Below are 11550 nucleotides of genomic sequence, written 5' to 3'. Positions count from 1 at the left end.
CCGATCACTCGTCGGCGATCAGCCGCTCGAGGTAGGCGCCATAGCCGCTCTTGACGAGCGGCGCGGCAAGCGCGCTCAGCTGCGGGGTGTCGATCCAGCCCGCCCTCCAGGCGATCTCCTCGACGCATCCGATCTTCGTCCCTTGACGATCCTCGATGACGCGCACGTACTCGGATGCCTGCATCATCGACTCGAACGTTCCGGTGTCGAGCCAGGCTGTGCCGCGGTCGAGAACCTGGACGTTGAGCGTGCCGGCGTCGAGATACCGCTCGTTCACCGTGGAGATCTCGAGCTCGCCTCGCGCACTCGGTTCGATGGTCTTGGCGATCTGCACCACGTCGTTGTCGTAGAAGTAGAGGCCGGGGACGGCGTAGTTGCTCTTCGGCTCGGCGGGCTTCTCTTCGATCGAGATCGCCTTCAAGTCGTCGTCGAACTCCACGACGCCATAGGCCCGCGGATTGCTCACGTGGTAGGCGAAGATCGTCGCGCCGCTGTCGTTCGTGACGTGCCGCAACGCTGTTCCGAGACCGGTGCCGTGGAAGATGTTGTCCCCCAGCACGAGCGCGACGGACTCATCACCGATGAACTCTTCGCCGATGATGAAGGCCTGAGCCAGCCCATCGGGAGAGGGCTGCACGGCATACTCGAGCCGCAGTCCGAGGTCGGACCCGTCACCGAGCAGCGCCTTGAACTGCGCGTTGTACTCCGGTGTCGTGATGATCAGGATCTCGCGGATGCCCGCCATCATGAGCGTCGACAGCGGGTAGTAGATCATCGGCTTGTCGTAGATGGGCATCAGCTGCTTGGAGATGCCCTTGGTGATCGGCCAGAGCCGGCTGCCTGAGCCACCGGCGAGGATGATGCCGCGCATGTCAGTTCGCTCCGTTCAGCGAGTCGTAGAACGTTCGGGCGGCCGCGTAGTCGGGAAGGAGGCCCTGATCACGAGCCTCGGAGAGTCCCGGTGCGTCGGTGTCTTTCGGCGACAGGAGCAGCTCGTCCGCGCCGAGCGGGAAGTCGAGGGCGATCTCGGGGTCGAGCGGGTTGATGCCGTGTTCGCGGGTCGGATTGTAGACATCCGTCACGAGATAGCTCACCGTCGCGTCGTCACTCAGCGCGACGAAGCAGTGGCCGAGGCCCTCGGCGACGTAGATCGCGCGACGGTCGACATCGTCGAGCAGAACGGTGTCCCAGGTGCCGAAGGCCGGAGAGCCGGTGCGGATGTCGATGGCGTAGTCGAGCACCGCGCCGCGCGTGCAGGTGACGTACTTGGCCTGGCTCGGCGGAATCTCGGCGAAGTGGATGCCGCGCACCGATCCCCTGCGCGACACCGACGTGTTTCCCTGCCGCAGATTCAGCGAATGACCGACCGCTTCTTCGAGCCGGTCGAAGCGATACCACTCGAGGAAGACCCCTCGGTCGTCCCGGTGCTGCACCGGGGTGATCTCGTATGCGTCGGGCACGGACAGCTCGCGGATTTGCACCGGGCGAGTCTACCAACCGGCCTTCGATAGAATCGGCCGCAGTCTCTCGAGTAAGAAAGCATCCGCTCATCGCATGAAGATCCTCGTCACCGGCGGCGCCGGTTTCATCGGCTCGAACTTCGTTCATTACCTGATCGACAACACCGATCACACGGTCACGGTTCTCGACAAGCTCACCTACGCCGGCAATCGCGCGTCTCTCGACGGCCTGCCGGCCGACCGCTTCGCGTTCGTGCAGGGCGACATCGCCGACGCACCCCTCGTGGACCGGCTCTTCGCCGATCACGACGCCGTCGTGCACTACGCGGCCGAGAGTCACAACGACAACTCGCTCGACGACCCGGCCCCGTTCGTGCAGACGAACCTGGTCGGAACCTTCACCTTGCTCGAGGCAGCACGCGAGCACGGCACGAGGTTCCACCACATCTCCACCGACGAGGTCTACGGAGACCTCGAACTCGACGACCCGGCTCGGTTCACCGACTCGACGCCGTACAACCCCTCGAGCCCGTACTCGTCGACGAAGGCGGGAAGCGATCTGCTCGTGCGCGCGTGGGTGCGTTCGTTCGGTGTGCAGGCCACCATCTCGAACTGCTCGAACAACTACGGGCCGTATCAGCACGTGGAGAAGTTCATTCCCCGCCAGATCACGAACGTGCTGCGCGGCGAGCGTCCCAAGCTCTACGGCACGGGCGAGAACGTGCGCGACTGGATTCACGCCGACGATCACTCGTCAGCGGTGCTCTCGATTCTTCAGGAGGGGCGAATCGGCGAGACCTACCTGATCGGCGCCGACGGCGAGAAGAACAACAAGCAGGTCGTCGAACTCATCCTGACCGAGCTCGGGCAGCCCGCCGACGCGTACGACCTGGTCACCGACCGACCGGGTCACGACCTGCGCTACGCGATCGACTCGAGCAAGCTGCGTTCCGAGCTGGGCTGGACCCCGCGCTACGCCGACTTCACCTCGGGGCTGGCGGCCACGATCCGGTGGTACCGGGATCACGAGGACTGGTGGGGCCCGCAGAAGCAGGCCACCGAAGACCGATACAAGGCCCAGGGGCAGTAGATGACTCGCTACCTCGTCACGGGTGCTGCCGGCATGCTCGGCCGTGACCTTCAGAGGGCGTTGTCGGGTCGCGATGTCACCACGCTCACCCGCGCTCAGCTCGACGTGACCGACCGTGATGCGGTACGGGATGCCGTCGCCGGCCACGATGTCGTCTTCAACGCCTCGGCGTACACGAAGGTCGACGACGCAGAAGCGCACGAGGATGCCGCCTACGCCGTCAACGCGCTCGGCACCGAGAACCTCGCGATCGCCGCGCACGATGCGGGCGCGAAGCTCATCACGATCTCGACCGACTACGTGTTCCACGGAGACGCCGAGGAGCCGTACCCGGAAACGGCACCGCGGCATCCACTGAACGCCTACGGACGCACCAAAGCGGCGGGCGAGGAGCTCGCTTTAGCGGCGCATCCCGACGGCACCTTCATCGTGCGCACCGCATGGCTCTATGGCGAGCACGGCCCGAACTTCGCCGCCACCATGCTGCGGCTCGCGCGCACGCATGACACGGTGAGCGTGGTCGACGATCAACGCGGGCAGCCGACGTGGACGGCCGACCTGGCCGCACAGCTCGTCGCTCTCGCCGATTCGGATGCCGCCGCGGGCGTCTACCACGGCACCGCGAGTGGGGAGACGACCTGGTTCGGGCTCGCCCGGGCGGCGTTCGAGCTGGCCGGACTCGATCCCGAGCGTGTTCGGCCGACGACCAGCGCCGATTTCGTCAGACCGGCGCCACGGCCCGGCTACTCCGTGCTCGGGCATGACGCGTGGGTATCGGCAGGTCTGACTCCGATGCGAGACTGGCGAGACGCGCTGGCCGAGGCCTTCGAGCGAAAGGTGTTCGATGACAACCCTGAGGGTGATCGTTGAGGATGTGCTCACGGATGTTCCCGACGGGGTCTCGAGGTACAGCCTCGAACTGACCAGGCAGCTCATCGAGACCGCTCCGCGCGGCTGCGTCGTCGAAGGGGTCGTGGCGTCTCACGGCGAAACGGAACGCCGGCTGATTCAGCAGCTCCTTCCCGGCCTGGTCGGAGTGCACGCGCTCCCGGTCGGCCCTCGCGAGCTCGCACTGGCCTGGCAGATGGGCGTCAAGCTCTCCCTCGGCGGCGGGCTCATTCACGCGCCGAGCCTGCTCGCGCCGCTGTTCAAGCACGACTCCTCGACCGCGCTCGACCAGACAACGGTCACGGTGCACGACGTCTCGGCCTGGACGGCCCCCGACTCGATCGGCGTCGTCGAGGCCGCCTGGCAGAAGGCGATGGTCAAGCGCGCCCGCAAGTTCGCCGACGCCATCGTCGTGCCCACGCACGCGGTCGCGGATCAGCTGAACGACGTCGCGAAGCTCGGTGATCGCATCCGGGTGATCGGGGGCGCACCCGCCGACACGCTTCGGGTGCCCGCCGACGCGGATGCCCGCGCCGAGACTCTGCGGCTCCCCGAGCACTACGTGGCCACCGTCTCCAGCCTCGATCCGCGCAAGGGCCTCCGCGAGCTGATCCGGGCCATGGCGTCGCCGGTGCTCGCCGGTGTTCCACTGGTCGTCGTCGGTCCCGAGCAGTTCCGCGGCGAATCGGTCGCCACCGTGGCGATGGAAGCCGGCCTCCCCGAGGGTCGTGTTCTCGTTCTCGGCTCCCTCGGCGACGCCGATCTCGCCGTCGTGCTGAGCAGGGCCTCGGTGTTCACGTACCCGAACCTCGCCTCGGGCTTCGGCCTGCCCGTCATCGAAGCGATGCGGTTCGGCACTCCCGTGGTGCACTCGGACGATCCCGCCGTGAGCGAGGTCGCCTTCGGCGCCGGCGTCTCGGTGCCTCGTCAGGACGCCGAGGGCTATCCCGGCCGTCTCGCCGACGCGATCGCCGGCGTGCTCGCCGACGACAAGGCGCGAGAGCGCCTGCGCTTCGCTGGCATGGACCGCGCTGCGGCGTTCAGCTGGCGCACCTCCGCAGAGCTGGTGTGGCAGCTGCACGCGGAGCTGTGAGGGCACTGGTTCGCCGTGCACGCAGCACGGCTCGATAAACTCGCCTGTCGGCCGACTCCTCGGCCCTAGTCCGCACCGCGCGTGCCCGAGACCGTTCAGGACCATGCCCTCGAATCTCCCGCTCCCCCTGCTCGTCGCGTTCGATCTCGACGACACGCTCGCGGCATCCAAGTCTCCACTCGATCCGGCGATGGCCGAGCGTCTCACCATGCTGCTCGGCCTCGTGCCGGTGTGCGTCATCTCGGGCGGCCAGTTCGCCCAGTTCTCGACGCAGGTCGTGGAACGGCTCCCGGATGCCTCCCCCGCCCATCTCGAGCGCCTGCACCTCATGCCCACCTGCGGCACGCAGTACTACCGATTCACCGACGGCGAGTGGACGAAGGTCTACGCGCAAGACCTCGGCGACGACGAGAAGTCCCGGGCATTGGCCGCGGTCGAGTCCGAAGCACGCAGACTCGGATTCTGGGAAACCGAAACCTGGGGTCCGATTCTCGAGGATCGCGGCTCGCAGATCACCTTCTCGGCGCTCGGCCAGTCCGCTCCGGTGGAAGCGAAGGCGGCCTGGGATCCGACCGGCGAGAAGAAGAACACACTGCGCGCCGCCGTGCAAGAGCTGCTGCCCGACCTCGAGGTGCGCTCCGGCGGATCGACCTCGGTGGACATCACCCGGCGCGGCATCGACAAGGCGTACGGCATCGGCAAGCTGTCCCAGCTGACGGGCATCCGTCTGACCGACATGCTGTTCATCGGCGACCGGCTCGACCCGGAAGGCAACGACTACCCGGTGCTCGCGCTGGGTGTGCCGACGCGCGCGGTCACGGGTTGGGAGAACACGATCGAGGTGCTCGACCGGCTCATCCCGCAGCTGGCCGCACAGGCGGGCTGACCACCAGCCCGCGCGAGCCCGACGGCGTCACCAGCCGAAGGGCGGCCGCCACGCCGGAGAGCCCGAGAACACCGCCCGCCATCGTGAACCCGGTGACGAGGATGACCAGCACGCCGCCTGCACCGAGCGCGGCGGCAGCGGCGACGCGAACAACGGATGCCGGCGACGTTCCCGCAGCCATCCCACGTCGAGACGCCTCCCGCTTCGTGTCGCGCTCCCAGCGGGCCGACGCCCACACGGCACCGGCGACGGCCACCACGACGACGAGCAGCCAGATCGGCCGCGACACCCACCACGAAGCGCTGAGCGGATCGGGAAGGGCGGCTCCGCGCACGATCAGCAGCACGCCCGCCAACGCGATCAGCACCAGCATGTGCCAGAGGTAGATCGTCATCGCGCGGGCGTTCATCCACGCGCTCACTGCACCGACGACAAGCACCGCGTGCAGCCACCGCAGGGGTCTGCGAAGCAGCGTGAACAGAGCGAGCTGTCCCACACCGAGCAGCACCAGCGCACACGAGGGCGGGTTGAGCTCGGCGAGCATGTCGAACGAGAACACGCCGAGCGCGCACAGCAGTGCGAGCGCGCCGAACGACGCCGCCGCCAGCAGCGCGAGGCGCGATCGGCGCCGCGGCATCCGTTCCTGGGCCAGCCAGAACCCGAACTGCTGCACGAGCAGCCAGACGAAAAGCAGGTTCGCGAAGCCCACGACAGTGACGCCCGTGAGCGCCCGCACCACGTCGATGCCGGCCGCCATCGCGGCCAGCGCCAGCAGCACGACGACCGGGGCACGCCGGTGCAGCGCGACCATGACGGGCGCGAGCGATGTGACCATGATGTAGACGCCGAGGAACCACAGCGGCTGTCCGAGGTGGAAGCCGGCGATCGCGACGATCGCGGATGGCACGCCCAGCGCGCTCAAGGCCGCCAACGTCACCACCACTGCGGCGATCGCCACGACGGCCGGGCCCAGAAGCCTGCGCAGGCGCAGTGCCACGTAGTCCGATGCCGTCGCCCCCTTCGCCTGCAGAGAGGTCCACTGCGTGAAGGCGGCGAAGCCGCCCAGCACGAAGACCAACGGCATGATCTGCACGAACCACGAGAGTGCGGCGAACCCGGGCCATCCGGCCAGCGCGTTCTGCAGCACGGGTCCGTGGGCGCCCACGCTTACCCCGACCATCAGGCCGTGCAGGCAGACGACCACGACGAGGCACCAGGCGCGCGCGAGGTCCACAGAGACGTCGCGCCTCCGGTGGCGCGTCGGGGCCAGCGGCGGAGTGAGGGGGCGGATGTCGACCGACACGTGTTTCTTCTCCTCTCGACCGGCCCGTATCAGGCCGACGAGGAGAAGCTATGGGCAAGGTGTGAGCCGTGACATCAGCGTGCGGAGCCATTCGCACCCGTACCGAGGTACTGCAATCGCACCCTAAAAGGCGTCGACTGACCGCCCGTGTCAGGAGGCCGGTGACACCAGCCCCGAGTCGTACGCGAGGATGACCGCCTGCACACGATCACGCACGGCGAGCTTCGTGAACACCCGGCTCACGTGCGTCTTCACGGTCTGCTCCGCGATGAACAGCTCCGCCGCGATCTCGGCATTGGAGAACCCGCGCCCGATCAGCACGAGGATCTCCCGCTCGCGCTCGGTGAGGTCGGCGAGCGCCGGGGCCGGACGCGGTGACGTCGGGCGCTGCGAGGCGAACCGTTCGAGCAGGCGGCGCGTCACGCTGGGTGCGAGCAGCGCATCTCCCGCCGCGACCACGCGCACGGCCTGCACGAGTTCGTCGGGCAGCGCGTCTTTGAGCAGGAATCCGCTGGCGCCGGCGGCGAGCGCGTCGTAGACGTAGTCGTCAGCGTCGAAGGTGGTCAGCACGAGCACGCGGGGAATGTGCGGATCACCGCGCTTCGGGTGCACGAGCTCGTGCGTGGCGTCGATGCCGTTCATCACGGGCATCCGCACGTCCATCAGCACGACGTCGGGTCGCAGGCCGCGCGCGAGGCGCACCGCCTCCTCGCCGTCGGCGGCCTGACCGACAACCCTGATGCCGTCCTGGGCATCCAGAATCGCCGAGAAGCCGGCGCGCACCATCGCCTGGTCGTCGACGACGAGCACGCTCACGGTCATGCGGTGTCCTTCTGGTCGGAATCGAGGTCGGAGTCGCGTTTCGAGACGGCCTGGGCGAGAGGAATGACAGCGCGCACCACGAAGCCGCCGTCGACGGTGGGCACCGCCTCCAGCGTGCCATGGTGCAGGGCGACGCGCTCGCGCATTCCGCGGATGCCGTGACCACCGGCATCCGGCAGCATGCACGGCGCGGTGGTCGCCAGGGCGGCGGCGTTCCGTACCTCGAGGTTCACTGCGCCGTCGCGCTGCTCCAGCGTGATCAGGGTGTCGGCACCCGTCGCGTGCCGCGCGACGTTGCTCAGCGACTCCTGCACGATGCGGTAGATCGTCAGCGAGAGCACCGGGTCGAACGCGGCCGCCTGGGCCGACGAGAGCCGGTCGTCGAGCTCGATGCGCGAACCGGACCGCTCGGCGGCGGCCACGAGTTGCGGAACCTGCGCAACGGTAGGCTGCGGCACCGATTCCCCTTCGGTCTCCTCGCTGCGCAGCACCGCCAGCAGCGAGCGCATCTCGCTCATCGACTGACGGGCCAGCGCCGCGATGGAGTCGAACTCGTCCACGGCCTCCGCCGAGAGCGCGGGCAGGCGGTATCGGGCTGAGGATGCCTGCACCTGGATCGCGCTCATGCCGTGCGCCACCACGTCGTGCAGCTCACGGGCCAGGCGGGTGCGTTCCTCGACGGCCTCGCGCCGGGCGAGTTCGGCGGCCGTCGCCGCGCGTTCCCGCACCAGTTGGGCGCGCGCCGCCGCCCACTTGCCCCACAACAGGCCGAGCAGCAACGCGACAGCGCACAGGCTGGCGAACACGATCAAGTCGGCGATCGCGGCACCGGTCTGCCTGGCGACCGGGCCCCACAGCGCGATCGCCTCACTGCCGAGCACAGCAACGACGCCGGCACACAGACCGACCGGCCACTGCGCACGGCTCGCGAGCATGATCACGGCGGTCATGGCGAGCATCGACGTCACCATGACCGGCCACGGGCCGCCGGGCGGGGTGACCAGCGCGAATGCCAGCACGCCGATCACAGCCAGCGCGGAGGCGAGCACGGGGCGGATCAGCACGAGCACCATCGCACCCGCCTGAACCATGGCCAGAAGCAGCGTGATGGCCACGGGAACGCCGTAGGCCGCGGCCGGCAACGCGGCGCTGATCGGAAAGATCGTCACGGCGGCGACGATCACGAACACCCACAGCGTGATCCGACCGGCACTGGCGCGTGCGGGCCGCTCGGGTGCGCCGGTCGCGCGAAGGGACGTGCTGGTCATTCTGCTCCGACGTACTCGGTGGGCTGCGGGCCGGTCGTGGCCTCGACCTCTGCCACGCTATCGGCGGTCCCGGTACGACGCATGCCGCGACGGGCGTGAAGACGCGAGGACAGCCGCATGACGAGATCTACGATCACTCCGGAGGCGATGCCGCCCGCCACGCCGACGAGCATGCCGAGCAGCGCGTTGCCGTGCAGCAGGTGGCCGGCGAGCAGACCGATGGCCACGGAGTACACCGCCCAGGTGACGCCCGCGATGATCGAGAGCGGGAGGAACCGGCGACGCGGGAATCCCGAGGCGCCTGCCACCAGATTGACAGCGACCCGGCCCACCGGCACATAGCGCGCCGTCATCAGGAACGGTGCGGGGCGTCTCGCGATGCCGTTGCTCGCCGATCGCAAGGCTCTGCGCATGCGGGGGCGGCGCATCCACGCGAAGCGTTCCAGCCCCACGGCACGGCCGATCCAGAACGTCAGGTTGTCTCCGGCGATGGCGCCGATCGCAGCGCATGCGACGACCAGCACGATGTTCGGTTCTCCGACCGAGACGGCGGCCGCGGCCGCCGCGATCACGATGGACTCGCTCGGCACCGGCGGAAAGAACGCGTCGATGAACACGACGACGGCGATGAGCACCAGGACCCACGGCGAGGAGACTACGCCGGCGATGAAGGCGTTGAGGAGGTCGATCGGGATCACCTTCCCTTTCTCGTCGAACCGTCACGGCGACGGCACACCATCAGCCTCCGCGAAGCCGTGCGACGACGCGTCCCTCCGCGGTATCGGGTTCCCCCTACCGCAGGGTGATCTTGCCCGGGACGCCGTGCAGCTACGGCGTCGGGGTCGACGTCGGCGGCGTGACCGCCTTCTTCACCATCGAGTGGATCTGCGTGTAGTCCGGGTCCGTCGGATCGACGGTCGGCGGCACGAGCTCGAGGTTCTGCACCTGCTGGCTTCTGGTCTTCGATCCGAGATCGACGAAGTACGCGAGCATCGACTGCGGAATGTCGGTCTTGACCACCTGCGAGCCCGCTTTGGCGATGTCCTGGAATTTCGTCGCCACGTTGACCGGCGTGAACTGCTTGAGAATGGCGTCTTCGAGAATGCGCTGGCGCGCCATGCGGTCGTAGTCGCTCGTCGACTCACGAGAGCGCGCGTACCACTGCGCGGTGTACCCGTTCATGTGCTGCTTGCCCGGGTAGATCCACCCCGTGACGCCGTTGCCCTGGGCGTCACCGCCGATCGGCAGCTTCTCCTTGACGTCGATGGTCACGCCGCCGAGCGCATCCACGAGCTGCGAGAAGCCCTCCATGTCGATGAGCACGTAGTACTGGATCTTCAGTCCCGTGACGCCCTCGAGCGCGTCACGCATCGCCTCGATGCCGGGCTCGCTGTTGTGCTTCGTCGCATCGGGGTAGAGCTTCGGCTTGTACAGCTCGACCTCGGTGTAGATGGAGTTGAGCTGGCAGACGTCGACGTCGCAGTAGTCGTCGTACCCGTAGCCGTTCGGGTAGATCTTCTTCATCGGCGAGCCGTCGCTGAACGGCACCGGGTCGAGGTCGCGCGGCACGCCGATGGAGACCGCCTGACCGGTGGAGGCGTCGATGCTCAGCACCGACATGCTGTCCGGTCGCATGCCGTCGCGACCGGGGCCCGCGTCGCCGCCGAGCAGCATGATGTTGTACCGTCCGTCGACCGGCGGTTCGGATGCCGCGGCGGAGAAGATCCCGCTCAGCGCGCCGCGTGCGCTGCCGGCCAGCACGGCGCCGTAGGCCGCAGTGCCGGAGACGACCGCCAACAGCACGACGGCGAAGGCCGCGATGCCCGCCCGTGCAGCAGGGCGCGCCTTCACGAGGCGCACCAGTCGCAGCGTGTCGAGCGTGAGCACGACCCAGAGCACCGCATACGCGAACGCGAGGATCTGCACGAGCCAGAGCATCGCGGTCTGCGTGAAGATGCCGACGACGATTGTCGGCTTCACGAGCCCGGTGATGATCAAGGCGATCACGCACGCCCAGAGAATGAACGTGCTGACCAGGCCGAACCGGCCGAGCTTGCGATTGCCGGCGAGCACCTGTGCGCTGCCGGGCAGGAGAAGGTTGAGCGCGACGAGCCACCAGCCTCGCCGCGTCATCACCGCACGGGAGCCCGCGTTCGGGTACCGGATCGGGTTCGCGATGGTCATAGCGAGGCTTTGAGGTCTTCGTTCTTCTGCTCGACGAGGTCGATGAGACCTGCCGCATAGCCTGCGAGGCGCGCCGCCAGGGCGTCGTCGCCGGTCGCGAGGATGCGGGCGGCGAGAATGCCGGCGTTCTTCGCCCCGCCGATTGCGACGGTCGCCACCGGGATGCCGGCCGGCATCTGCACGATCGACAGCAGCGAGTCGAGCCCGTCGAGTTTGGCCAACGGAACCGGCACGCCCACCACGGGAAGAGTGGTCACAGAGGCCAGCATTCCAGGCAGGGCCGCCGCTCCTCCGGCACCGGCGATGATCACCTTGATGCCGCGGGATGCCGCCTGCTTGCCGAACGCGATCATCTTCTCCGGCGTGCGATGAGCCGAGACCACTTCGACCTCGTACGGAACGCCGAAGTCGCTCAGCGCCTCTGCCGCCGCCTTCATGGTGGCCCAGTCCGAGTCGGATCCCATCACGAGGGCGACAAGCGGTGCGCTCGTGGGCACGGTGGATGTCGGCACGGCGCTCAGGGGCTCAGGGGAGTTCACGCTGGGCATGGCATCCA

12 protein-coding genes are annotated in these 11550 nt (G+C 68.2%); 4 read left to right on the top strand and 8 right to left on the bottom strand.

Annotated elements, in window-relative coordinates; genetic code table 11:
* Window positions 1–4: 4 nt before the first annotated feature.
* On the bottom strand, window positions 5–871 hold the full coding sequence (rfbA, locus tag H623_RS0113940) for a glucose-1-phosphate thymidylyltransferase RfbA (protein ID WP_026940360.1): 867 nt from the start codon (window positions 869–871) through the stop codon (window positions 5–7).
* 1 nt (window position 872) lies between these two features.
* Complete coding sequence (locus H623_RS0113935) at window positions 873–1481, bottom strand: dTDP-4-dehydrorhamnose 3,5-epimerase family protein (protein ID WP_022901544.1); 609 nt, start codon at window positions 1479–1481, stop codon at window positions 873–875.
* Window positions 1482–1554: 73 nt separating this feature from the next.
* Between H623_RS0113935 and rfbB the strand changes: the two genes are divergently transcribed.
* From rfbB to H623_RS0113915, 4 genes are all read left to right on the top strand, one after another.
* Window positions 1555–2550 carry a dTDP-glucose 4,6-dehydratase gene (rfbB, locus tag H623_RS0113930; RefSeq protein ID WP_022901543.1) on the top strand — a complete coding sequence of 332 codons (996 nt, stop codon included), beginning with the start codon at window positions 1555–1557 and terminating at the stop codon, window positions 2548–2550.
* Entirely contained in the window at window positions 2551–3420 is an 870-nt protein-coding gene (rfbD, locus tag H623_RS20095; protein WP_022901542.1) for a dTDP-4-dehydrorhamnose reductase, read from the top strand.
* The gene (locus tag H623_RS0113920) at window positions 3395–4531 is read left to right on the top strand and encodes a glycosyltransferase family 4 protein (RefSeq protein WP_026940359.1); all 1137 of its coding nucleotides are present in this window, start codon (window positions 3395–3397) and stop codon (window positions 4529–4531) included. The genes rfbD and H623_RS0113920 overlap by 26 nt, the downstream gene beginning before the upstream one ends.
* 103 nt (window positions 4532–4634) lie before the next feature.
* Window positions 4635–5417 carry an HAD-IIB family hydrolase gene (locus H623_RS0113915; RefSeq protein WP_022901540.1) on the top strand — a complete coding sequence of 261 codons (783 nt, stop codon included), beginning with the start codon at window positions 4635–4637 and terminating at the stop codon, window positions 5415–5417.
* On the opposite strand, the gene H623_RS0113910 is transcribed toward H623_RS0113915, so the two are convergent.
* The 6 genes from H623_RS0113910 to purE all read right to left on the bottom strand — a co-directional run bounded on the left by H623_RS0113910 (window position 5386) and on the right by purE (window position 11542).
* Complete coding sequence (locus H623_RS0113910) at window positions 5386–6720, bottom strand: acyltransferase family protein (RefSeq protein WP_022901539.1); 1335 nt, start codon at window positions 6718–6720, stop codon at window positions 5386–5388. The two genes, H623_RS0113915 and H623_RS0113910, sit on opposite strands and share 32 nt — an antisense overlap.
* 150 nt (window positions 6721–6870) lie before the next feature.
* Window positions 6871–7542 (bottom strand): response regulator, encoded by a 672-nt coding sequence (locus H623_RS0113905; protein ID WP_022901538.1) that lies wholly within the window; start codon window positions 7540–7542, stop codon window positions 6871–6873.
* Window positions 7539–8810: a sensor histidine kinase gene (locus H623_RS20090; protein WP_022901537.1), complete on the bottom strand. Its 1272-nt coding sequence runs from the start codon at window positions 8808–8810 to the stop codon at window positions 7539–7541. The genes H623_RS0113905 and H623_RS20090 overlap by 4 nt, the downstream gene beginning before the upstream one ends.
* Complete coding sequence (locus H623_RS20085) at window positions 8807–9508, bottom strand: DedA family protein (RefSeq protein ID WP_022901536.1); 702 nt, start codon at window positions 9506–9508, stop codon at window positions 8807–8809. The genes H623_RS20090 and H623_RS20085 overlap by 4 nt, the downstream gene beginning before the upstream one ends.
* Window positions 9509–9638: 130 nt before the next feature.
* Window positions 9639–10994 carry an LCP family protein gene (locus tag H623_RS0113890; RefSeq protein WP_022901535.1) on the bottom strand — a complete coding sequence of 452 codons (1356 nt, stop codon included), beginning with the start codon at window positions 10992–10994 and terminating at the stop codon, window positions 9639–9641.
* Window positions 10991–11542 (bottom strand): 5-(carboxyamino)imidazole ribonucleotide mutase, encoded by a 552-nt coding sequence (gene purE, locus H623_RS0113885; protein ID WP_022901534.1) that lies wholly within the window; start codon window positions 11540–11542, stop codon window positions 10991–10993. The genes H623_RS0113890 and purE overlap by 4 nt, the downstream gene beginning before the upstream one ends.
* Between the last annotated feature and the right edge of the window lie 8 nt (window positions 11543–11550).

Source organism: Humibacter albus DSM 18994 (assembly GCF_000421825.1).
In the GTDB taxonomy this organism is placed as follows: domain Bacteria; phylum Actinomycetota; class Actinomycetes; order Actinomycetales; family Microbacteriaceae; genus Humibacter; species Humibacter albus.
Note: the sequence above shows the minus strand (reverse complement) of the source record. Positions and strands in the feature narration are given on the sequence as shown.

Coding starts and splice junctions, on each gene's coding strand:
- rfbA (WP_026940360.1), bottom strand. CDS start 871: ATGCGCGGCATCATCCTCGCCGGTGGCTCAGGCAGCCGGCTCTGGCCG.
- rfbB (WP_022901543.1), top strand. CDS start 1,555: ATGAAGATCCTCGTCACCGGCGGCGCCGGTTTCATCGGCTCGAACTTC.
- rfbD (WP_022901542.1), top strand. CDS start 2,551: ATGACTCGCTACCTCGTCACGGGTGCTGCCGGCATGCTCGGCCGTGAC.
- H623_RS0113920 (WP_026940359.1), top strand. CDS start 3,395: ATGACAACCCTGAGGGTGATCGTTGAGGATGTGCTCACGGATGTTCCC.
- H623_RS0113915 (WP_022901540.1), top strand. CDS start 4,635: ATGCCCTCGAATCTCCCGCTCCCCCTGCTCGTCGCGTTCGATCTCGAC.
- H623_RS0113905 (WP_022901538.1), bottom strand. CDS start 7,542: ATGACCGTGAGCGTGCTCGTCGTCGACGACCAGGCGATGGTGCGCGCC.
- H623_RS20090 (WP_022901537.1), bottom strand. CDS start 8,810: ATGACCAGCACGTCCCTTCGCGCGACCGGCGCACCCGAGCGGCCCGCA.
- H623_RS0113890 (WP_022901535.1), bottom strand. CDS start 10,994: ATGACCATCGCGAACCCGATCCGGTACCCGAACGCGGGCTCCCGTGCG.
- purE (WP_022901534.1), bottom strand. CDS start 11,542: ATGCCCAGCGTGAACTCCCCTGAGCCCCTGAGCGCCGTGCCGACATCC.